26 protein-coding genes are annotated in these 21,337 nt (G+C 33.3%); 6 read left to right on the top strand and 20 right to left on the bottom strand.

The genetic code is table 11. The annotated features are described in order from the left end of the window. The 14 genes from rplE to rpsJ form a co-directional block, all read right to left on the bottom strand. Nucleotides 1-540 (bottom strand): 50S ribosomal protein L5, encoded by a 540-nt coding sequence (gene rplE, locus ACZ267_RS00290; RefSeq protein ID WP_002466470.1) that lies wholly within the window; start codon nucleotides 538-540, stop codon nucleotides 1-3. Nucleotides 541-565: 25 nt separating this feature from the next. Next, a complete protein-coding gene (gene rplX / locus ACZ267_RS00295) occupies nucleotides 566-883 on the bottom strand; it encodes a 50S ribosomal protein L24 (protein ID WP_002466469.1) in 318 nt (105 codons plus the stop codon). A gap of 35 nt (nucleotides 884-918) precedes the next feature. Then, nucleotides 919-1,287, bottom strand: coding sequence for a 50S ribosomal protein L14 (gene rplN, locus ACZ267_RS00300; RefSeq protein WP_002466492.1), 369 nt, complete (start codon nucleotides 1,285-1,287; stop codon nucleotides 919-921). A gap of 31 nt (nucleotides 1,288-1,318) precedes the next feature. After that, nucleotides 1,319-1,582 carry a 30S ribosomal protein S17 gene (rpsQ, locus tag ACZ267_RS00305; protein ID WP_002432741.1) on the bottom strand — a complete coding sequence of 88 codons (264 nt, stop codon included), beginning with the start codon at nucleotides 1,580-1,582 and terminating at the stop codon, nucleotides 1,319-1,321. 25 nt (nucleotides 1,583-1,607) lie between these two features. Next, nucleotides 1,608-1,817, bottom strand: coding sequence for a 50S ribosomal protein L29 (gene rpmC, locus ACZ267_RS00310; RefSeq protein WP_000644737.1), 210 nt, complete (start codon nucleotides 1,815-1,817; stop codon nucleotides 1,608-1,610). Further along, nucleotides 1,807-2,241, bottom strand: coding sequence for a 50S ribosomal protein L16 (rplP, locus tag ACZ267_RS00315; protein ID WP_002450520.1), 435 nt, complete (start codon nucleotides 2,239-2,241; stop codon nucleotides 1,807-1,809). Before rplP ends, rpmC begins: the two co-directional genes overlap by 11 nt. Nucleotides 2,242-2,243: 2 nt before the next feature. Continuing rightward, a complete protein-coding gene (rpsC, locus tag ACZ267_RS00320) occupies nucleotides 2,244-2,900 on the bottom strand; it encodes a 30S ribosomal protein S3 (protein WP_002450521.1) in 657 nt (218 codons plus the stop codon). A 23-nt stretch (nucleotides 2,901-2,923) separates the two neighbouring features. Next, on the bottom strand, nucleotides 2,924-3,277 hold the full coding sequence (gene rplV / locus ACZ267_RS00325; RefSeq protein ID WP_001829734.1) for a 50S ribosomal protein L22: 354 nt from the start codon (nucleotides 3,275-3,277) through the stop codon (nucleotides 2,924-2,926). A 28-nt stretch (nucleotides 3,278-3,305) separates the two neighbouring features. Further along, nucleotides 3,306-3,584 (bottom strand): 30S ribosomal protein S19, encoded by a 279-nt coding sequence (gene rpsS, locus ACZ267_RS00330; RefSeq protein WP_002450522.1) that lies wholly within the window; start codon nucleotides 3,582-3,584, stop codon nucleotides 3,306-3,308. 67 nt (nucleotides 3,585-3,651) lie between these two features. After that, nucleotides 3,652-4,485, bottom strand: a complete 834-nt coding sequence (gene rplB / locus ACZ267_RS00335; RefSeq protein WP_002450523.1) for a 50S ribosomal protein L2 — start codon at nucleotides 4,483-4,485, stop codon at nucleotides 3,652-3,654. A 31-nt stretch (nucleotides 4,486-4,516) separates the two neighbouring features. Then, nucleotides 4,517-4,792 carry a 50S ribosomal protein L23 gene (gene rplW, locus ACZ267_RS00340; protein WP_002450524.1) on the bottom strand — a complete coding sequence of 92 codons (276 nt, stop codon included), beginning with the start codon at nucleotides 4,790-4,792 and terminating at the stop codon, nucleotides 4,517-4,519. Next, complete coding sequence (gene rplD, locus ACZ267_RS00345) at nucleotides 4,792-5,415, bottom strand: 50S ribosomal protein L4 (protein ID WP_002450525.1); 624 nt, start codon at nucleotides 5,413-5,415, stop codon at nucleotides 4,792-4,794. Before rplD ends, rplW begins: the two co-directional genes overlap by 1 nt. 28 nt (nucleotides 5,416-5,443) lie before the next feature. Then, nucleotides 5,444-6,115, bottom strand: a complete 672-nt coding sequence (gene rplC / locus ACZ267_RS00350) for a 50S ribosomal protein L3 (RefSeq protein ID WP_002450526.1) — start codon at nucleotides 6,113-6,115, stop codon at nucleotides 5,444-5,446. A 27-nt stretch (nucleotides 6,116-6,142) separates the two neighbouring features. Then, nucleotides 6,143-6,451, bottom strand: a complete 309-nt coding sequence (rpsJ, locus tag ACZ267_RS00355; RefSeq protein ID WP_001118667.1) for a 30S ribosomal protein S10 — start codon at nucleotides 6,449-6,451, stop codon at nucleotides 6,143-6,145. A 355-nt stretch (nucleotides 6,452-6,806) separates the two neighbouring features. Here rpsJ and ACZ267_RS00360 point away from each other — a divergent pair, with 355 nt between their 5' ends. Then, entirely contained in the window at nucleotides 6,807-7,199 is a 393-nt protein-coding gene (locus tag ACZ267_RS00360) for a hypothetical protein (RefSeq protein WP_002450527.1), read from the top strand. Between the two features lie 64 nt (nucleotides 7,200-7,263). On the opposite strand, the gene ACZ267_RS00365 is transcribed toward ACZ267_RS00360, so the two are convergent. Together ACZ267_RS00365 and ACZ267_RS00370 are read right to left on the bottom strand one after the other, a co-directional pair. Next, entirely contained in the window at nucleotides 7,264-8,598 is a 1,335-nt protein-coding gene (locus tag ACZ267_RS00365) for an NCS2 family permease (protein WP_002466521.1), read from the bottom strand. Between the two features lie 111 nt (nucleotides 8,599-8,709). Further along, the gene (locus ACZ267_RS00370) at nucleotides 8,710-10,848 is read right to left on the bottom strand and encodes a DNA topoisomerase III (RefSeq protein ID WP_015364790.1); all 2,139 of its coding nucleotides are present in this window, start codon (nucleotides 10,846-10,848) and stop codon (nucleotides 8,710-8,712) included. 180 nt (nucleotides 10,849-11,028) lie between these two features. On the opposite strand from ACZ267_RS00370, the gene ACZ267_RS00375 reads away from it, so the two are divergent. The 3 genes from ACZ267_RS00375 to ACZ267_RS00385 all read left to right on the top strand — a co-directional run bounded on the left by ACZ267_RS00375 (nucleotide 11,029) and on the right by ACZ267_RS00385 (nucleotide 13,765). After that, entirely contained in the window at nucleotides 11,029-11,922 is an 894-nt protein-coding gene (locus tag ACZ267_RS00375) for a GNAT family N-acetyltransferase (protein ID WP_002466515.1), read from the top strand. A 165-nt stretch (nucleotides 11,923-12,087) separates the two neighbouring features. Next, on the top strand, nucleotides 12,088-12,951 hold the full coding sequence (locus tag ACZ267_RS00380; RefSeq protein WP_002466496.1) for a GRP family sugar transporter: 864 nt from the start codon (nucleotides 12,088-12,090) through the stop codon (nucleotides 12,949-12,951). Between the two features lie 22 nt (nucleotides 12,952-12,973). Next, nucleotides 12,974-13,765: a glucose 1-dehydrogenase gene (locus ACZ267_RS00385; protein WP_031464033.1), complete on the top strand. Its 792-nt coding sequence runs from the start codon at nucleotides 12,974-12,976 to the stop codon at nucleotides 13,763-13,765. Nucleotides 13,766-13,870: 105 nt separating this feature from the next. On the opposite strand, the gene ACZ267_RS00390 is transcribed toward ACZ267_RS00385, so the two are convergent. Then, nucleotides 13,871-14,782, bottom strand: a complete 912-nt coding sequence (locus tag ACZ267_RS00390; RefSeq protein ID WP_002466477.1) for an AEC family transporter — start codon at nucleotides 14,780-14,782, stop codon at nucleotides 13,871-13,873. Between the two features lie 135 nt (nucleotides 14,783-14,917). Here ACZ267_RS00390 and ACZ267_RS00395 point away from each other — a divergent pair, with 135 nt between their 5' ends. Continuing rightward, complete coding sequence (locus ACZ267_RS00395) at nucleotides 14,918-15,085, top strand: SE1832 family protein (protein ID WP_002466504.1); 168 nt, start codon at nucleotides 14,918-14,920, stop codon at nucleotides 15,083-15,085. A 103-nt stretch (nucleotides 15,086-15,188) separates the two neighbouring features. Beyond that, a complete protein-coding gene (mspA, locus tag ACZ267_RS00400; RefSeq protein WP_015364788.1) occupies nucleotides 15,189-15,506 on the top strand; it encodes a membrane stabilizing protein MspA in 318 nt (105 codons plus the stop codon). A 47-nt stretch (nucleotides 15,507-15,553) separates the two neighbouring features. Here the strand turns inward: mspA and ACZ267_RS00405 are convergent, their stop codons facing one another. From ACZ267_RS00405 to ACZ267_RS00415, 3 genes are all read right to left on the bottom strand, one after another. Further along, nucleotides 15,554-18,718, bottom strand: a complete 3,165-nt coding sequence (locus ACZ267_RS00405; RefSeq protein WP_002466480.1) for an efflux RND transporter permease subunit — start codon at nucleotides 18,716-18,718, stop codon at nucleotides 15,554-15,556. A gap of 122 nt (nucleotides 18,719-18,840) precedes the next feature. Beyond that, a complete protein-coding gene (locus tag ACZ267_RS00410) occupies nucleotides 18,841-20,091 on the bottom strand; it encodes a lipid II:glycine glycyltransferase FemX (protein ID WP_079448961.1) in 1,251 nt (416 codons plus the stop codon). Nucleotides 20,092-20,552: 461 nt separating this feature from the next. Then, nucleotides 20,553-21,314 (bottom strand): VOC family protein, encoded by a 762-nt coding sequence (locus ACZ267_RS00415; RefSeq protein WP_002465442.1) that lies wholly within the window; start codon nucleotides 21,312-21,314, stop codon nucleotides 20,553-20,555. Between the last annotated feature and the right edge of the window lie 23 nt (nucleotides 21,315-21,337).

The following is a 21,337-nucleotide window of genomic DNA, read 5'->3' on the forward strand; positions in this document are numbered from 1 at the left end:
TTATTTACGAAATGGCATACCGAAGTTTGATAACAATTCACGAGCTTCCTCGTCAGTGTTAGCAGTAGTTACGATAACAATATCCATTCCTCTTACTTTGCTTACTTTATCATAATCGATTTCAGGGAAAATTAATTGTTCTTTAACACCTAATGTGTAGTTACCGCGACCATCGAATGCTTTTTTAGAAACACCTTGGAAGTCACGTACACGTGGTAGTGATACTGAAATTAGTTTGTCTAAGAATTCATACATTCTTTCTCCGCGAAGTGTAACTTTCGCACCGATTGGCATACCTTCACGTAAACGGAATGTTGCAACTGATTTTTTAGCTTTAGTTACTAATGGTTTTTGACCAGTGATTAATTCTAACTCTTCAACAGCGTTATCTAACACTTTAGAGTTTTGAACAGCGTCACCTACACCCATGTTCACTACGATTTTGTCAATTTTAGGTACTTCCATTACTGAACTATAGTTAAATTTCTTTACTAAGTTCTCAGTAACTTCAGAATTGAATTTTTCTTTTAAACGGTTCAAAGTGGATCCTCCTTTCAACTAGTAATTAATTATTAGATTTAATTTCTTCGCCAGATTTTTTTGCAATACGAACTTTTTTACCATCAACAAATTTGTAACCTACACGTGTTGGTTCGTTTGTTTTAGGGTCTAATAATTGTACGTTAGAAACATGGATAGCTGCCTCTGTTTCTAAAATTCCACCTTCAGGGTTTAATTGAGTTGGTTTTTGGTGTTTTTTAATAACGTTAACACCTTCCACAACGACACGGTCACGTTTAGGTTCAGTAGCTACTACTTTACCTTCTTTACCTTTGTCTTTACCTGCGATAACTTTTACGTTGTCACCTTTTTTGATATGCATGTGGGCACCTCCTTATATATTTTGGTTAATTGATTTTATAGTACTTCTGGTGCTAATGATACGATTTTCATGAAGTTACCTTCACGTAATTCACGAGCAACAGGACCAAAGATACGAGTACCACGTGGGCCTTTGTCATCACGAATGATAACACATGCATTTTCGTCAAATTTGATATATGAACCATCGTTACGGCGTACACCTGATTTAGTACGTACTACAACAGCTTTGACAACATCGCCTTTTTTAACAACGCCACCTGGTGTTGCATTTTTAACAGTACATACGATAACATCGCCGATGTTCGCTGTTTTGCGACCAGATCCACCTAATACTTTGATTGTAAGAACTTCACGAGCACCAGAGTTGTCTGCTACTTTTAAACGTGTCTCTTGTTGGATCATTAGTTAAACCTCCCTTATCTCTAATCTTGAATTAAATAATTACTGACTCTTCAACAATTTCTACTAAACGAAAACGTTTTGTTGCTGATAAAGGACGAGTTTCTTGAATTTTAACAATGTCTCCTAATTTAGCTGAATTGTTTTCATCATGAGTTTTGTATTTTTTTGAGTATTTTACTCGTTTGCCGTATAATTTGTGTGTTTTGTAAGTTTCAACAAGTACTGTAATTGTCTTGTCCATTTTGTCAGAAACAACTCTACCTACATAAACTTTACGATCATTTCTTTCGCTCACTTTTGTAACCTCCTCTTTCAATTAATTATTGATTAGCCTTACTTTGTTCAATTTCTCTTTCACGAGCAACAGTTTTTAGACGTGCAATCGTTTTTCTTACTGTGCGAATACGTGCAGTTTCTTCTAATTGACCTGTAGCTAACTGAAAGCGTAGGTTAAAAAGCTCTTCTTTTGAAGATTTGATTTGTTCTTCGATTTCTGAAGTGGTTAAGTCTCTAATTTCCTTAGCTTTCATTTGTTTCACCACCCAATTCTTCACGTTTTACAAACTTAGTTTTTACTGGAAGTTTGTGACTTGCTAAACGTAGTGCTTCGCGTGCAACTTCTTCTTGTACACCAGCGACTTCGAATAAAATTCTACCAGGTTTAACGACTGCGATCCAGCCTTCAACCGCACCTTTACCGGCACCCATACGTACTTCTAAAGGTTTTTTAGTATATGGTGTATGAGGGAAGATTTTGATCCAAACTTTCCCACCACGTTTCATATAACGAGTCATTGCAATACGAGCTGATTCGATTTGACGAGAAGTGATCCAAGACGTTGTAGTTGCTTGTAAACCATACTCACCAAATGTTACATAGTTACCGCCTTTTGAACGACCAGTTGTTTTAGGACGATGTTGACGACGATATTTAACACGTTTTGGTAGTAACATGATTATTTTCCTCCTTCACTAGTGTTCTTAGTAGTAGGAAGAACTTCTCCACGATAGATCCATACTTTAACGCCTAATTTACCATAAGTAGTATCTGCTTCAGCGTGTGCATAATCGATGTCAGCACGTAATGTATGAAGTGGAACAGTTCCTTCAGAATATTGTTCAGCACGAGCAATATCAGCTCCGCCTAAACGACCTGATACTTGAGTTTTAATACCTTTAGCACCAAGTTTCATAGCTCTTGTAATAGCTTGTTTTTGTACACGACGGAATGAAGCACGGTTTTCTAATTGACGTGCGATATTTTCAGCAACTAATCTTGCATCGATATCAATTTTCTTAATTTCAATTACGTTGATGTGTACTTTTTTATCAGTTAAAGCGTTTAATTTGTTACGAAGTTTATCAATTTCAGAACCGCCTTTACCAATTACCATACCAGGTTTACCAGTATGAATTGCGATATTAATACGGTTTGCAGCACGTTCGATATCTACGTGAGAAACTGATGCTTCTTTTAATTCATTATCAATAAATTTACGGATTTTTAAATCTTCGTGTAATAGTGAAGCGAAATCTTTTTCAGCATACCATTTTGCTTCCCAATCACGGATAATTCCAACACGAAGTCCGATTGGATTAATTTTTTGACCCACAGTATTCCCTCCTTAGAAAGTTATTAAGCTTCTTTAGCTTCTTCTTTACCGTCACTTACGACGATTGTAATGTGGCTTGTACGTTTGTTGATCGCACTTGCACGTCCTTGCGCACGTGGGCGGAAACGTTTTAAAGTTGGTCCTTCGTTAGCGTAAGCTTCTTTAACTACTAATTCATCTGTGTTCATGTCGTAGTTATGTTCAGCATTAGCTAAAGCGGACATTAATACTTTTTCGATAACTGGAGATGAAGCTTTGTTTGTTAATTTTAAAATTGCAATAGCTTCTCCAGCATTTTTACCTCTAATTAAGTCAAGAACTAATCTTACTTTACGAGGTGCGATTCTTATTGTTCTAGCAACCGCTTTTGCTTCCATTAGGATTTCCTCCTCTACTTATTAAAAATTATCTTCTTGTTTTTTTATCGTCAACAGCATGACCTTTAAATGTACGAGTTGGTGCGAATTCACCTAATTTGTGACCTACCATATCTTCTGTAACATATACAGGTACATGTTTACGTCCATCGTATACTGCGAAAGTATGACCAATGAAATTTGGGAAAACTGTAGAACGACGAGACCATGTTTTAATTACTTGTTTTTTTTCACTTCCGTCTTGTGCTTCAACTTTTTTCATTAAGTGATCATCGACGAAAGGTCCTTTTTTAATACTACGAGCCATTTGGGCGCCTCCCTTCTTATTCTGTGCGTGCAGCTGTTACGCCGCACACCCAAATAAGTTAATTTTATTATTTTTTCTTACGTCCACGAACGATAAGTTTGTCTGATGATTTTTTACCACGACGTGTTTTCTTACCAAGCGTAGGTTTACCCCAAGGTGACATTGGAGATGGTCTACCGATTGGTGCACGACCTTCACCACCACCGTGTGGGTGATCGTTAGGGTTCATTACAGAACCACGAACTGTAGGGCGGATACCTTTCCATCTTGAACGTCCAGCTTTACCAACATTTACTAGTTCGTGTTGGATATTACCAACTTGACCAATAGTAGCACGGCAAGTTGAAAGAATCATACGAACTTCACCAGAGCGTAATCTGATTAATACATATTTACCTTCTTTACCTAATACCTGTGAGCTAGCACCAGCTGAACGAGCGATTTGTCCACCTTTACCAGGTTTTAACTCGATATTGTGGATTACTGTACCAACAGGAATATTTTGTAATGGTAAAGCATTACCTACTTTGATATCTGCTTCAGCACCACTTTCAACTGTTTGACCTACTTGTAATCCTTTAGGTGCGATAATATAACGTTTTTCACCATCAGCATATACTAATAATGCAATGTTAGCTGAACGGTTTGGATCATATTGGATAGAATCAACTTTAGCGTTGATGCCGTCTTTGTTACGTTTGAAATCGATAACACGGTATTGACGTTTATGTCCTCCACCATGATGGCGAACAGTCAATTTACCTTGGTTGTTACGTCCCGCTCTTTTCGGTAGCGGTTGTAATAATGACTTTTCTGGTGTAGTTTTCGTAATTTCAGCGAAATCTAATGAAGTCATATTACGACGACCATTAGTTATTGGCTTATACTTTTTAAGAGCCATTGTCGTTTACCTCCTTATTGGTAATGTTTTTTTAGTTGAATAAGTCGATTGAACCTTCTTTAAGTTTTACAATCGCTTTTCTTCTTTTATTTGTGTAGCCTTGGTAACGGCCCATACGCTTTTTCTTAGGTTTGTAGTTGATGATGTTTACATTATCAACTTTTACGTCGAAGATTTCTTCAACAGCAATTTTAACTTGTGTTTTGTTAGCACGAGTATCAACATCGAATGTATATTTATCTTCTGCCATTGCTTCTGAAGATTTCTCAGTGATTACGGGGCGCTTAAGAATATCTCTAGCTTCCATTATCCGAGCACCTCCTCAACTTTTTTAGCAGCAGCTTCAGTGATTACAACACTGTCAGCGCTTGTGATATCTAATACATTTAAACCTTGAGCAGTTGTTACTTGAACACCTGGGATGTTACGTGCTGATAATTCAACATTTACATCTTCGTTTTCAACAACTACTAAGACTTTTTTAGGTTGTTCTAATGTAGTTAAAACATTTTTGAATTCTTTTGTTTTTGGTGCATCGAAACCGAATGCATCTACAACTGTGAATCCATTTTCTTTAACTTTGAATGATAATGCAGAACGTAATGCTAAACGACGCATTTTCTTAGGCATTTTGTAACCATAACTTCTTGGAGTTGGTCCGAATACAACGCCACCGCCACGCCATTGTGGTGCACGGATTGTACCTTGACGAGCACGACCTGTTCCTTTTTGTCTCCATGGTTTACGTCCACCGCCACGTACTGCTGAACGGTTTTTAACAGAATGTGTACCTTGACGTAATGAAGCACGTTGTAAATTAATAGCTTCAAATAGAACGCTATTATTAGGTTCGATTGCAAATACTGCATCGCTTAATTCAACTGAACCACTTTTTGATCCGTCTACTTTTAAAACATCATAATTAGCCATTATGCATTTTCCTCCTTTCGCTTGTTAATTATTTATTACCTTTTTTAATTGATTTAATTGAAGTTGAAATTTCTACTAAACCTTTTTTAGGTCCAGGTACATTACCTTTTACTAAGATTACACTGTTTTCAGTGTCAACTTGTACTACTTCTAGGTTTTGTACAGTAACTGTGTTTCCACCCATACGGCCTGGCATTTTTTGACCTTTAAATACTCTTGAAGCATCTGAAGCCATACCTACAGAACCTGGTGCTCTGTGGAAATGAGAACCGTGTGCCATTGGTCCACGAGCTTGTCCGTGACGTTTAATAGCACCTTGGAAACCTTTACCTTTTGAAACGCCTGTAACATCAATGATGTCACCAGTTTCGAATGTATCAACTGAGACTTCTTGACCTACTTCGTATTCATCAACGTTAACGTTTCTGAATTCACGAATGAAGCGCTTAGGTGCTGTGTCAGCTTTTTTAGCATGACCTTCAGCTGGTTTATTAGCATATTTATTAGTTTTAGAACCTTTTTTGTATGCTTTTTTATCTTCAAATCCTACTTGGATTGCGTTGTAACCATCAACTTCTTCAGTTTTCTTTTGTAATACAACGTTTTGTCCTGCTTCTACTACTGTAACTGGGATTAATTCACCGTTTTCTCCAAACACTTGTGTCATCCCGATTTTTCTTCCTAAGATTCCTTTGGTCATCGAAAGTCCACCTCCTAAATTTTTCTATTATAATTTGATTTCGATGTCTACACCAGATGGTAAGTTTAAGCCCATAAGAGCATCAACTGTTTTTGGTGTTGGGTTAACAATATCGATTAAACGTTTATGAGTACGTTGTTCGAATTGTTCACGTGAATCTTTGTACTTATGCACGGCACGGATGATTGTATAAACTGACTTTTCAGTTGGTAACGGAATTGGTCCAGAAACATCTGCACCAGAACGTTTAGCAGTTTCAACAATTTTCTCTGCTGATTGATCAATCACGCGGTGATCATAAGCTTTTAATCTGATTCTGATTTTTTGTTTTGCCATAATTTTCCCTCCTTATTCGTCTACATTTAAGTGATAGACTTCTCCACGAAAACTATCTCACACAGCGCCATGGCAAAGCGGCCGGGTGTGTCAGTAACCTTTCGCTTCATCGCGTTTCTTAAAGTCCAACATTAGATATGTTACATGAAAAACACTGATAAATCAATGGTTTTCACTAACTTTTTTCTGTTTTGTCTAACACATACTTTGTTATTGTACTTTAAATGTATTGCTTATTCAACCGTTTTAGGGAATTTTTTTACTTTATTTCTATTTTCATTTTGTCTGTTATAAACTTTTTAATACTAACTTTAGTTTCTTTTTATTATAATAGAAGAGAACGGGGGTGAATTAAATGAAAAACGGTATTAAACTAACCCTAGCAATTATTGGAGTATTTTTAATCATTTGCGAATTCTTTTACGGCATTCCATTTTTAGGTGGCAGCGTTATTGTAAGCTTTGGATGGCAGCCATTATTATTTAATGCATTTTTATATCTAATTCTTACTATAATATTATTAGTAGATACTCAAAATACTATTAAACCTATGGTGATTATTCCGATACTTGGGATCATTGGATCGTTTGTCGCATTTATTCCTTTTGTAGGTATGATTATTCATTGGGCATTGTTTGTATTGATGATTTTCTTTGTCTTTATTGTACTAGCTGCGCCAACGTACATTCCGAATAAAAACGCAAGAGTCATCTATACACAATATAAAGATGGTCATAAATCTAAATAGATATCTTATTACTTCAATCTAAAAAAGACGTTCACACTCATGTTGGTGTGAACGTCCTTTTTATTTAGCCATGTACGAATACGAAGTATAAAATGAATAATACCATTAATACATACATAATCGGATGTACTTCTTTATGTCTTTTACTAATTAACATAGTAATTGGATAGAATATAAATCCACATGCAATACCAGTAGCTATTGAATATGATAAAGGCATCATGATAATTGTAATAAATGCTGGAACTGCAACTTCGAATCGTTTCCAATTGATTTCAGCAAAATTCGCTGCCATTAACACACCTACTACGACAAGTGCTGGCGTTGTAACCGCACTTGTAACTACAGCGATTAATGGACTAAAGAATAATGCTAATAAGAAACAGAATCCAGTTACAATACTGGCAAAACCTGTTCTAGCACCTACTGCTACACCTGAAGTTGATTCAATGTAAGATGTAGTTGTTGTAGTACCGAAAATAGCACCTACAATTGTTGCTAGTGAGTCTGAGAATAAAGCTCTACCTGCTCTCGGTAATTTATTATCTTTCATGATACCGGCTTGAGTTGCTACTGCAACTAAAGTACCTGCTGTATCAAAGAAATCTATAAATAAGAAAGTTAAAATGACAATTAAGAATTGTATCGTAAATAATTGTCCTGGATCTTTAAATGCTTCAAATGCAGCACCAAATGTTGGTTTGATACTAGGAATTTGACCAACAACGCCAGTAGGTGTATGAATTTGACCTGTAATCATACCAACTATGGCAGTGATAATCATACCAATAAATATAGAACCTGGTACTTTTTTTGCATATAATACTACTGTAATTACAATACCAAATATTGCTAATAACACTGGCGCTTTTGTTAAATGACCAAGTGTGACTAATGTTGAATCATTTTTAACAATGATACCTGAACTTTGTAAACCGACAAAGGTGATAAACAATCCTATCCCAGCTGAGACGGCCATTTTCATTTGATACGGAATCGCGTTAATGATAATCTCTCGAAGACCAGTGACGGTCAAAATCGCGAAGAAGATACCCGAGAATAAAACGCCTGTTAAACCGACTTTCCAAGGAATGCCCATTGTTAAAACAACTGTAAATGCGAAGAATGCATTTAATCCCATTCCTGGTGCTAACGCAATTGGATACTTAGCAATAAGGCCCATAAATAATGAACCTACAAATGCTGCTAAGGCAGTTGCTACAAAAATGGCTCCTTGATCCATCTTCATATCTGCAGATACACCCTTAACTCCTGCTAAACTTAAAACTTGTGGATTTACTGCTAAAATATACGCCATTGATAAGAAAGTAGTGATACCACCCAAGATTTCTCTTTTAAAGTTTGTACCATATTCATCGAACTTGAAGTATTTTTTCACGGCTAATGCTCCTTTTTTTGAAATACTTTAATATTTTAATACCAATTTTCTAAAAAGACAATACTAAATACGAACTTTCATAATTTTCGGCACGTTTTTGTTCGAATTTATTTATAATTTTAGATTTTTTAAAGCATCTTTAAACGGATTATTATCAAGTTCTTCTTGTTGATTCATATATTTTTTCATTTCTTTTTTGGATACTTTACCACTCGATTTTTCTTTCATACGTTTATCCATCTGCGCTTGGGTTTCTGAATGACCACATACACATCTATATGTTGCATCTTTTCCTCTACCAAATAAAGTCATTTTCTTTTTACAGTTTGGACAACGCGCGTTTGTTTTTCTTTGAATATTTTTCTTTGTTTTACATGTTGGATCTTGGCAAACTAACATTTGACCATTTTTGGTTTTGACTTTAATCATAAATTTACCACATGTAGGACATTCGGTAGTGGTTAAATTATCGTGTTTGTATTTCTGTTCACTATTCTTAATAATGTTTACAATTTCAGTCGTAAATTCCTTCATCTCTTTTATAAATTGCTGCTTATTATATTTTCCTTTTTCAATTAATAGTAATTTTTCTTCCCATTCAGCCGTTAATAATGGTGATGTTAATTTTGATGGTGCAAGCTCTAAAATTTGTTTACCTTTTGATGTTACTTTAATTTTGCCATCTCTTGATTCAATTGCATTCATATTGAAGAGCTTTTCAATAATATCAGCTCGTGTGGCAACAGTCCCAATACCCCCCGCTTCTTTAAGTGTATGTACGTGTTTTTTATCATCCAAATGTATATAATTCTGAGGACTTTCCATAGCTTTTAATAATGTTCCTTCATTAAAATAATCTGGCGGTGTTGTTTGATGTGACTTTATATCGGTATGTTGTATATTAACTGTTTGGTTATTTTTAAAAGGATTCTGAGTAACAATTTCTGTTTCTTGTTGTTTCAATGCTTTAAACCCTAATTGAGTTGTGACATTTTCGTTTAATACAAATTTGAACTGACCTACTACTAAATGCACTTTAATATGTTGATATTCATATGGTGGCATTAAACTTTCAAGAAATCTTTCTACTATTAACATATAGATTTTCATTTCTCTATTACTTAATTGAGATAAGTCAGGTCTTATTTCGGTTGGAATGATTGCATGGTGATCAGAAACTTTTTGGTTATTAAATATATTCATTTTAGTAGAATAAGATTGAGACATTAATGCTCTTATATTTTCTTTATATTCTGTCGCCAATAATGCTTGTAATCTTTCTTTTATAGTTGACACCATATCGGTTGTTAAATAATTAGAATCAGTACGCGGATATGTAACTAATTTATGTCTTTCATATAAATTCTGTAAAGTATTTAACGTTTCTTTTGGTCCCATCTTATAGCGATGATAAGCATCTTGTTGTAAATCCGTTAAGTTATATAAAGATCTAGGGTAAGTCTTTTTATGTTTTGATACTACATTTTCTATTTGACCCTTTTTATTTTTTATATCATCTACTATTGATTTAAGTTCTTGTTGGTCAGTGACTCGACGTTGCCCAGAATCAAAATTAAACTCAAACCCGTCTACTTTAATTGTTAATGTATAGTATGTTTGCGGTTTAAATTCATTAATTTCATTTTGACGAGATTGAACCAATTGAATGGTAGGCGTTTGAACTCGACCTAAAGATAATTGTGCATCATATTTTGTTGTCAAAGCTCTTGTTGCATTGATACCAACTACCCAATCTGCCTCACTTCTTGCTAGTGCTGCTTCGTATAAGTGTTGATATTGACGGCCATCTTTTAGATGATTAAAACCATCTTTAATAGCTTTCTTAGTTACTGAACTTATCCATAATCGCTTAATAGGTTTTTTGTTTCCAACTTTATCTAAAATAAGTCTTGCAACGAGCTCCCCTTCTCTACCAGCATCTGTGGCAATGATTATTTCATTAACATTGTCTTTTTGCATTAATGACTTTACTGTTTTAAATTGTTTACTTGTTTTGCCAATCACTACTGTTTTCATTTGTTTCGGAATGATTGGTAAATCTTCAAGTTTCCATTCCTGAAAAGCCTTGTCATATTGTTCAGGTGTTGCATTCGTAACTAGATGACCTAGTGCCCAAGTTACAATATATTGATTATTTTCAAAATAACCATTCCTTTTCTGATTTATATTAAGTGCACTTGCAATATCTCGTGCAACTGAAGGTTTTTCTGCTAAAATTAATGATTGCATTTGTGATAATTCCCTTTCTTATTTAACTATAATAAATATAGATTTAAGCTTTTTTAATGTCTATAATAATTATGTTTAATGGATTACATTAATTGTAACATGTACATGTATCAATTAACTTTCATTTATTTGTAATTACCCATATAATTATATTAATCACTATGTTACGGAGGTAGGATTATGGACATTATTCAGTTGAATGACCCAAAAGAAATAAAATCTTTCATTGAAACTTCTGATTACCAAGTAACTTCCTATTTATATAAAATACCTCAACAATTTACTGAATTTGATCAATTATTAGAAGAAGCAATTAATCATCCTGGCGCATTTGCCATTATTGAAGATAGCCAAATCAAAGCACTAATTTTTGCAATTCCATATGAAACTTATAAATTCAAAGTTATTGGTCCATTTATAGAAGCAAATTACACATTGTCTCCGGAATTATTCCAACAATTATTTGACACTATGATAGCTGGGCAACCTGATTATGCGGTATATAATTTTTCATTCGAAGAAGGCGTACAAACATATAAACCTTTCGTTAAACAAATTCAAGCGAGTTATAATTTCACAGACTATTATTTAGAAGCTCATCAAGATATAGGCGATCTAGGAAGTGAACAAAATATTATTGAATACCAAAAAGGATTTTATCGTGCATTTTCACGTATGCATCAAAAAACATTCAAACACGATGCTATGGATGCAAATGACATCATAAATAGTATTGATGAGACACATCGATTATTCCTATTCGTTAGTGAAGGTTTATTAAAAGGTTATTTATATTTAGACGTTAATACGCAACAAGCTAGTGCTGAAATAAAGTATTTCAGTTCACATATTGATTATCGTATGAAGGGTATCGCCTTTGATTTATTAGAATACGCATTAAATTATGCATTTATTCATTTTGATTTGCGCAAAGTTTATTTCAAAATACGTAATAAAAACAGTAGACTTGTGGAACGATTTAACGAATTAGGTTTTAAAACGAACTACGAATACAAAAAATATAAATTAGAACCACAACATATACATGAAACAGTTAATAATACCGATAATTAAAAATGTCTATTATACATCTTCCTATAATTGGGGGATGTATTTTTTTAATGCAGCAAACCAATATTCGAGCGATGTTTTTTACTATTCTATCAATTTGTTTTAGAATTAACTCCAAGTGTTATTAAGGGGAGCACTTAATTCGTAATTTAGGAGAGTGAGAAACATATGCAGTTTCTTGATATTTTAATAGCATTGTTACCAGCACTATTTTGGGGTAGTGTTGTTATTATCAATGTTTTCGTTGGTGGTGGCCCCTATAACCAAATCAGAGGTACCACTTTAGGTGCACTCATTGTAGGTATTTGTTTACTTTTAACTGGTAATGCAGCATTTGACGATTTAACAGTCATTATAGTTGGATTATTCTCTGGTGCTCTTTGGGCATTCGGTCAAGGGAACCAATTAAAATCTGTTAATTTAATTGGTGTATCTAAAACAATGCCTATCTCAACTGGCATGCAGTTGGTCGGCACCACTCTATTTAGTGTTATTTTCCTTGGTGAATGGAGTACTATGGTACAAGTTGTATTCGGTCTATTATCCATGGTGCTATTAGTCGCAGGTATAGCATTAACATCATTAAAAGCTAAAAACGAAGGAAAATCTGACGATCCAGAGTTCAAAAAAGCAATGGGTATTCTTTTAATTTCAACAGTTGGTTATGTTGGTTATGTTGTATTAGGAGATATCTTTAATGTTAGTGGTACTAAAGCGCTATTCTTCCAATCAGTCGGAATGGCAATTGGTGGATTCATTTTATCAATGAATCATAAAACATCAATCAAGTCTACTGCCTTAAACCTTATTCCTGGTGTAGTATGGGCAATCGGTAACTTATTTATGTTCTATTCACAACCTAAAGTAGGCGTTGCAACTAGTTTTTCATTATCTCAATTATTAGTTATCGTATCTACACTTGGCGGTATCTTTATCTTAGGAGAGAAAAAAGACAGTCGTCAGATGACAGGGATATGGTCAGGTATTATCCTTATTATCATTGCTGCTATTATTTTAGGTAATCTAAAATAATTTATTTATAGGAGGCTCTTAAATGTTTAAAGACTTAGAAAATAAAGTAGTCATTATTACAGGAGCCGGTAGTGGTATTGGAAAATCATTTGCAGAAAACTTTGGTAAAGCTAAATCCAAAGTTGTACTTAACTATCGCTCTGATAAACATGATGATTCTTTACAAGAATCAGTAGATATAATCAAACAAGCTGGTGGAGATGCTTTACTTGTTCAAGGTGATGTATCAAAAGAAGAAGATGTGATCAACTTAATTAAACAAACCGTTAATCATTTTGGAACGTTAGATATTATGATTAATAATGCTGGTTTTGAAAAACCAACACCAACTCATGAAATGACGCTTGAAGAATGGCAAAAAGTTATAGATATTAACTTAACTGGCGCTTTTATCGGTTCAAGAGAAGCGATAAAACAATTCAGAGATGAAGATAAACAAGGTGTTATCATTAATACTTCAAGTGTTCACGACACAATTCCATGGCCTAATTACGTCCATTACGCTTCTAGTAAAGGTGGATTAAAATTAATGATGGAAACAATGTCGATGGAATATGCTCAGTTTGGTATCAGAATTAACAATATATCTCCTGGGGCTATTGTTACTGAACATACCAAAGAAAAATTCTCTGACCCAAAAACACGTGCAGAAACATTAGAAATGATTCCTGCCAAAGAAATTGGTGATGCTCAAGACATTGCTAATGTAGCTTTATTCTTAGCATCAGATTTAGCTCATTATGTTCATGGTACTACCATTTATGTTGATGGTGGTATGACAAACTATCCTGCATTTATGGGTGGTAAAGGCTAAATCAAAAAAATAAACCATGCAATATACATGCACAATATATGTTATTTAATAACACTATGTTTGCTTGTATTGCATGGTTTTTATTTTAGTTCTGTGACAAAATGACTATGAAACAAAGAATGCTTGATACATATATAATATAATAATACTAATGACAATCGTTAAATTAGTAACCATCCCTATTAAAGGTAACGTTTTGTATTTAAATTGAATTGAATAAGGTATAATCGCCACTCCTACAGGTAATAACCATGTGATTAATAATGTTGTTTTAATCATTTGATCAGATACCGGTAAGAAATAATGTACAAGAAGTCCTGCACCTAAGCCAATTCCGTAATGTAGACATAGGTATTTGATTGCAATAGGTAAATACGCTCGATCAATTGTAAAGCTCAGCATAACACCTAATAAAATCATAGACATTGGCATATTGGCTTTACCTAAAATTGAAAAGAAATCTATGGCTACTTTTGGTAAATGTATATTAGCCATATTTAACGTAAACATAACAATGTATGTAACTAGCGGAACCGATTGAATTAGTTTTAGTCCTAAAAATTTAAAGTTAAACTGGTCGCTTCCCTCACTATAGTAACTACCAACAAAGTAAGTTAGACCGAACATAATTACTGCTCCACCAATATCAACCATTCCAAAATAAACCATACCCGTTCCCGGCCAAATAGCATCTACAAGTGGATAAGCAAATAACCCAATATTCATAGAACCAATCATCATACCTACTGAACCACGCATTTGATTATTATATTTTCGAAAACACCAAATAACGATAATTTTAGCTAATACTCCGTAAATAATCATCATAACAGGCAATATCGAAAACGATGGATTTAAATCAGCATGATTCAAATTAACAATCACTAAAGAAGGTAGGGTTACATTTAAAACTAAAGTGGAAAGTACTTGACTATCCGTTGCTTTTAAATAATTAATTCGCTTTAAAAAGTACCCTAAAGCGATTAAAAGAATAATCATTACAAATTGCTCCGTCATACCAACCCTTCTTTCACGTATCTCAACTCTTACAATTGATAACTTTAACACATTTGCTATAAATTTTAGAACCACTTTGTTTCATGATATAATTTAAATACTCTGTAAAATTAAAAATAAAGGAGTTGTCTTTGAATGAATTTAGAATCTAAATTAGCTGAACTTAAATATGATTACACGCGCCTACAAGGTGATTTGGAAAAACGTGAGTCATTAAATCAAAATATCGATCCACTAGTTAATCAATTAGAAGAAATCGAAAAAGAGATGGCTATGGTGAGAAAGCAAATAAATGAACAATAGTGTTTGTGGTGTCACAATATCATTACATTTTTTATTAAAGACATCCTAGTCATAAGTAATAGAACGTGCTAATATAAATTCGAAATAGAAAGGATGTCAATTCATGAAATTATACTTAATCTTATTACCTTTACTATACTTAATTGTAAGTTACATAAGTATATTCAAAATGAATTCTATATTTACTAGAATCTTAAGAATAATCATGGCTGTGTTATTATTATTTGTAGTTGCTATTACTACAATGCAATTCCCAAATGAAAATTGGTGGGTATTCATAGTCTTATTACTGTTAGTTGGTAATGTTGAAGTAACAGCATTTAAATCACTAAAAAATGATGTGAAAGGTGTAAACATATTAAACATCTTATCCATTGGATTATTTGTTATTTATATTATTCTAACCTTAATTTTATATTAATAATTAAGCCTCTTATCCCTTAGTTGGGATAAGAGGCTTTTTACATACTATTTTCTGTTTAGTTTTCGATATATTTTATCTTTAAGTGTAAATAATATTTCATAAATTACCGGAACAACGATAAGTGTTAATATCGTTGAAGAAATAAGTCCTCCAATAACTGTTGCAGCCATACCTTTAGAAATTAATATAGAACTGTCTTCCCCAAAGAGTAATGGTACCAATGCACCTATTGTTGCAATGGCTGTCATTAAAATAGGACGTATTCTTGTGCCACCTGCTTCTATTAATGCAGATTTCATATCCATTCCAGATTTTTCGTTATTTATTACTCTATCTATTAATACGATTGCGTTGGTCACTACAATACCAATTAACATCAACATACCAATCAAACTAGGTACTGAAATGGTTTCGCCTGTAATTACAAGTGAAAGCACAACGCCAATAACCGTAAATGGTAACGAGAATAAAATGGTAAATGGTGCTAAACCACCTTTAAACGTAATGACTAAGATAAGATATACTATAATAATTGCTGCTAACATCGCTATCGCAAGTTGAGACATAGCAGAATTAATATCATCTGTTGCACCACCAACGTTCACTTTTACACCATGTGGTTTATCCATCTTATTGACTTTTGACATGACTTTTTGAGAAGTACCACCGACATCGCTATTTGTTATCTTACCAGAAACTGTTGTTGAATAGTCACCATCTTCTTGTGTTAGTTTACTTGGTGTTGAAGATTTTTCCAGTTTGGCAATCTCACTTAATTTAATTGTTCCACCCGTTGGTTTCTTCAATTTAATATTTTCTAATTTACTTTGAGACCAATCTGTCTGTTTGTTTTGTTTTACTTTCACATCAATTTTCTTACCATTTTCCTTTACTGTCGTAACTGTTTTTTCAGGTAAGTTTTCATTTAAATTCATAGCTAACTGGCTAGCAGATATACCATTATCAGCCGCTTTATTTTGGTCGACTTTGACTTCATATTGTTGATATGTTTCTGACAAGTCGGATTTGACATTATTGATGCCTTTAACATCTTTCATTGTACTTTCTATTTTATGAACTGTACCTTTAATCGCATCTGTTGAAGGTCCTTGAACTGTCACTTCAATAGAATCATTACCTGCACCAGTTCCTAAATCTTGGTTTTTCCATTGTCCTGGATGTTTAAAGGAATCGACATGCTTAAGGACCTTATCTGGTTCTTCCTCAAAGTTAGGTGTGTCTTTATCGTAGTCTACCATCAAGGCCATACTATTTGTACTTCCTGTAGGATCAGAAGGTGTGGGTCCACCTACTGAGTATTGTACTGTTTTTACTTTATTTTTTGTTTTAAGATATTTTTGAACTTGTTCACCATGTTCAAGTACCGATTTTTCAGTTTCTCCAGGTTTTGGTGTATAAGTTAACGCCATGAATTTATTATCACCTGATGAAATGTAGCTTGTACCTAGTTTAGCCGCGCCTAGACCAATGCTGCCTACTAGTAGAACAATACTAATGATAATAACTATCCATTTATGATTGAGAGACCAATTGAGTAACTTTTTATAACCAGTGCTGATTACACCTTGCGCTTGTTTCTGAGGTTTAGTTTGAATTCCTTTTCTAAACAATGTTGAACCTAATGCCGGAACAACAGTAATAGATACTAATAATGACGCTAATAAACTGAATGTGATAGCTAATGCAAATGGTCTGAACATCTCACCAACTGATCCTGATACGAATGCTAGTGGTAAGAATACAATGATAGTCACAAGAGTTGAAGATAGAATAGGTTTAAACACTTCCGTTGTAGCACTGACAATAAGTGAATCACCTTTAAGTTGTTCATTTCTATCTGATAAGCGTCTATATATATTTTCTACAACAACAATAGAATCATCAATGACACGTCCAATTGCTACTGTTAGGGCACCTAATGTCAATATATTTAATGATACATTAGATAATTTAAGTGCAACTAATGCTATTAAGATTGACATTGGTATTGAAACAATTGAAATGGCCGTTGTTCTTATATTTCTTAAGAATAAAAGTATAACTACTATCGCTACAATGGTACCTAAAGCTGCTTTTTCAATCATCGTATATAATGAATCTTCAATAGGCTTTGCTGTATCCATTGTTTTAATGGCTTTCATTTCACTATTATTTTTTTCAAATTCATCTACTTTTTTCTGTACATCTTTGGCAACTTGAACAGTATTAGCATCTTGTGCTTTAGTAATTTGTAAGTTAACTGCATCCTTACCATTTGTTTTAGAAATTGATGTACGTTCATCACCAACTGATATATCCGCTACATCTTTTAATTTAAATGATGGCATTGAGCTAGATGAACCTTGCTTTGAACTACTCGCTGATGATGGTTCAGATGGCATTAAACTTTCACTATCTTGATTATCAGCACTACCGCTTTCGCTACTTTGTCCTTGACCAGCAATCGTCGCTGGTATCTTTAGATTCTTAAATGCATCAACAGAAGTAAATTGACCATCTACAACAATTGATTTGTCTGTATCTCCAAATTGGAATAAACCTAAGGGTGTTTCCCTAGTGGCAGTCTTCAGATAGTTTTCAACATCGTCTGCCGTGACACCTTTACTATCTAACTCTTTTTGTTTGAATTTTAATGTCACTTCACGATTGGTTTGACCATTTAATTGTGCATTTTGTACACCATCAATTGTTTGTAATTTAGGAATAAGCTGTTGATTTAACTTTTTCGTCACCGATTTTAAATCATTATCTTTATCAGTTAAAGAATATGCGATAATAGGAAAGGCATCCATCGAATTACGTGTTAATTCAGGGTCACTGACACCATCTTTAAATTTGATTTTGTCTATTTCCTTCTTTAATTGTTCCTCTGCTTTATCCATATCTGTGTCATTATTATATTCAACAGTCACTATAGAAGCATTTTGAATAGATTCTGTTTTGACACTTTTAACATAAGCCATCGATCTCACTTGGCTATCAATTTTACTACTAATTTCATCTTGTGTCGTTTGCGGTGTTGCACCTGGCATTGTTGTTTGGACAGAAATCATAGGATTTTCAACATCTGGTAATAATTCAAGCTTTAATTTAGCGCTAGCATAAACGCCTCCTAAAATAACAAGTAATACCATAAGGAAAATTGCGAATTTATTACCAAGAGAAAATTGCAATAGTTTTTTTATCATTTATCAAGTGTCCCCTTTTATTAATTTCTAGTCTTAGTTCGATACGCATAAATTGCAATGTTCATTCAAAAAAATCTGAACGTTCTTTTATAGACAGAATCGTTCAGATAAAATGGTTAAATTTATTTACGTTTTAATTTTCGTGAAAGTTTAATTTTAGCTTTCGTTAATTTAGGTTTCACTTGTTCGATAAGTTGATACAATGGTTGATTTAAAACATAGTCAAATTCACCAATTTTTTCACTTAAATAAGTGCCCCATACTTTTTTGAACGTCCATAATCCATAATGATCAGACTCTTTGTCAGGATTATTATCAGTGCCGCCAAAGTCATATATTGTTGCACCATGATCACGCGCATATTTCATCATTGTATATTGCATATGATGGTTTGGTAGAAAATCACGGAAATCATTAGATGATGCACCATATAAGTAATATGATTTATTTCCTGCAAACATTAATAATGCACCTGACAGATAAATGCCGTCTGGATGTTCTTTTTCAAGTTCTAACAAATCATTTTTTAAATCCTGAGACTTTTTAATTTTGTTATTTGCATCATTAATCTTATTTAATGTTTTTTTGTCTTGCTTTTTATTTTGAAGCTTTTCAATTTCATTTTCTAAATCTGTTATTTCTGAGTTTACCGTTTCAAGGACCGGTTTAGGTTCTAACTTAACTAAGAATAGTTCTGCATCACCATCATCATGTAAGGCATCATATATATTTTCAAAATAGCTAATGTCACGCGTTAAGAAACCATCACGCTCACCAGTAATTTGCATTAAATGCGCAAAAGTTTTTAAGCCTTCTCTGCCAGCTCTTTCAACCTTTGTACCACGTTTAAGGGCAAGTCTTACTTTAGAACGATTTCGTCTTTCAAAACTTTGGATAATATCTTCGTCTGATTTATCTATTGGCGTTATCATAGTCATTCTAGGTTGAATATAATCTTTAGATAATCCTTCTTTAAATCCTTTGTGTCTAAAGCCTAGGTTACGTAAATTCTTCAATGCTTCTGCACCATGTTCGACTTCAACATCTGGATCTATTTTAATAGCATAGGCTTTTTCGTCTTTAGCTACTTTTTTCGCTTCTTCTAATAATTGTGATAACGCATCTTTGTTATCATAATCTGTTACAAATCCTCTTGAAACATAACATAATGTAAATGGTAGTTTAGGAATCTTCTTAAATAATAATTGTCCAACACCTTTGATTTCACCATTTTCACCAACCGCAATCCTTCTTGAATACCATCCAGTCAATTTCTTAGTTTCTGCCCATTTCGTAAGTTGCAGTAAATCGCCATTTGGATGAGATTTTACAAATGCGTCATGTTCTTGATTAGTGATATTCATCTTTTCCATGGTTTATAATATCTCCTTTATATTAACAATACCTATAATTATACAACGTCTGAATATAAGTGTCGACAAAACACATTAACGATTAAACTTCAATATTTAACTTTATTTCCATCGATACTAGATGAGTATTTTTATCAAGTTTAATTCGTTTTTAAAGTTAGATTAATCTTGATATAATATACTATCTAATTCTAAAGGAAAGTAGTGTATTTAATGCGGCCAACACTCATTGTATTGTTCATTGTTTTTAATCTTGTTTCTATTATTACTACTGTACAAAGTGGATTTACCATTGACTATTTTAGTCTGAAAGTCATCATAGCAATATTCACTTTAGTATTATCTATACTATTTTTATTAATTAGAACGACTTCTTTGTGTAGTTGCTTAAGTGTTATATCTGTTATCGTTGTTTTTATTCATATCGCTATTATTATTCAAAGTGCCTATAATTATCTATATTAATGAATCGGCTCGAATCGATATTTAGCACCTCTAATATATAGTGAATATGGTGCCGTAGCTTCAGTATCCTTAAGCACTACGGTATGATAACCAGATTGTTTACCATCTTCAATACGAAAATATATCTGGTCTTCTTTCAAAATCAAATCCGTATATTTCTCAGTTTCTTCAACTATTTCCATATCAAACCAATTTTGCCAGTTCTTAACTGTCTGAGCTCTCTTACTACTTGAAACCATAATCATATCAATAGAAAATTGAGTTTGATATAACGACTTTAGTTGTTCATGTCGATTGGCGTCTCCTTGATCCCATTGAATAAAGAATGGTGGTTTGACCATATAACTTGGATCAGCAATATAGAGAAGACGCCACGTTATTTTTTCACCTTTTTTAGTTTCTCTTTCCATATTTACAGGACCAATGACATCTATATTTCTATCTTCTAATGTCTGTTTAATCGCATCAATATTACTTGTTCTTAAACATATTGTTTTGAATCCTTGTTTAAAGTTATCTTGAGCTATTTTCGTCGCAAATGACACTCTACCCTCTTCGGTTTTAGCTAATTTTTGTAATTTCTCTTGGTCTTCTACATCTAAAAATTCTATGTAATTTTCATTTATATAGGACAATTTATTAAATGTTCCAAATTTATGATGTTTCCCTCCGGAATTGAGTTTAACAACTTCACCTGGAAACTTAAATTGCTCTAATTGATCAATATAATGAATGATATGATCAAATTTCAAATCCATGTTATGAGCTCCTTTTTACATTT

This window comes from Staphylococcus sp. AC872 (genome assembly GCF_979255425.1).

Coding starts and splice junctions, on each gene's coding strand:
- rplX (WP_002466469.1), bottom strand. CDS start 883: ATGCATATCAAAAAAGGTGACAACGTAAAAGTTATCGCAGGTAAAGAC.
- rplN (WP_002466492.1), bottom strand. CDS start 1,287: ATGATCCAACAAGAGACACGTTTAAAAGTAGCAGACAACTCTGGTGCT.
- rpmC (WP_000644737.1), bottom strand. CDS start 1,817: ATGAAAGCTAAGGAAATTAGAGACTTAACCACTTCAGAAATCGAAGAA.
- rplP (WP_002450520.1), bottom strand. CDS start 2,241: ATGTTACTACCAAAACGTGTTAAATATCGTCGTCAACATCGTCCTAAA.
- rplV (WP_001829734.1), bottom strand. CDS start 3,277: ATGGAAGCAAAAGCGGTTGCTAGAACAATAAGAATCGCACCTCGTAAA.
- rpsS (WP_002450522.1), bottom strand. CDS start 3,584: ATGGCTCGTAGTATTAAAAAAGGACCTTTCGTCGATGATCACTTAATG.
- rplB (WP_002450523.1), bottom strand. CDS start 4,485: ATGGCTCTTAAAAAGTATAAGCCAATAACTAATGGTCGTCGTAATATG.
- rplW (WP_002450524.1), bottom strand. CDS start 4,792: ATGGAAGCTAGAGATATTCTTAAGCGCCCCGTAATCACTGAGAAATCT.
- rplD (WP_002450525.1), bottom strand. CDS start 5,415: ATGGCTAATTATGATGTTTTAAAAGTAGACGGATCAAAAAGTGGTTCA.
- rplC (WP_002450526.1), bottom strand. CDS start 6,115: ATGACCAAAGGAATCTTAGGAAGAAAAATCGGGATGACACAAGTGTTT.
- rpsJ (WP_001118667.1), bottom strand. CDS start 6,451: ATGGCAAAACAAAAAATCAGAATCAGATTAAAAGCTTATGATCACCGC.
- ACZ267_RS00360 (WP_002450527.1), top strand. CDS start 6,807: ATGAAAAACGGTATTAAACTAACCCTAGCAATTATTGGAGTATTTTTA.
- ACZ267_RS00370 (WP_015364790.1), bottom strand. CDS start 10,848: ATGCAATCATTAATTTTAGCAGAAAAACCTTCAGTTGCACGAGATATT.
- ACZ267_RS00375 (WP_002466515.1), top strand. CDS start 11,029: ATGGACATTATTCAGTTGAATGACCCAAAAGAAATAAAATCTTTCATT.
- ACZ267_RS00380 (WP_002466496.1), top strand. CDS start 12,088: ATGCAGTTTCTTGATATTTTAATAGCATTGTTACCAGCACTATTTTGG.
- ACZ267_RS00385 (WP_031464033.1), top strand. CDS start 12,974: ATGTTTAAAGACTTAGAAAATAAAGTAGTCATTATTACAGGAGCCGGT.
- ACZ267_RS00390 (WP_002466477.1), bottom strand. CDS start 14,782: ATGACGGAGCAATTTGTAATGATTATTCTTTTAATCGCTTTAGGGTAC.
- ACZ267_RS00395 (WP_002466504.1), top strand. CDS start 14,918: ATGAATTTAGAATCTAAATTAGCTGAACTTAAATATGATTACACGCGC.
- mspA (WP_015364788.1), top strand. CDS start 15,189: ATGAAATTATACTTAATCTTATTACCTTTACTATACTTAATTGTAAGT.
- ACZ267_RS00405 (WP_002466480.1), bottom strand. CDS start 18,718: ATGATAAAAAAACTATTGCAATTTTCTCTTGGTAATAAATTCGCAATT.
- ACZ267_RS00410 (WP_079448961.1), bottom strand. CDS start 20,091: ATGGAAAAGATGAATATCACTAATCAAGAACATGACGCATTTGTAAAA.
- ACZ267_RS00415 (WP_002465442.1), bottom strand. CDS start 21,314: ATGGATTTGAAATTTGATCATATCATTCATTATATTGATCAATTAGAG.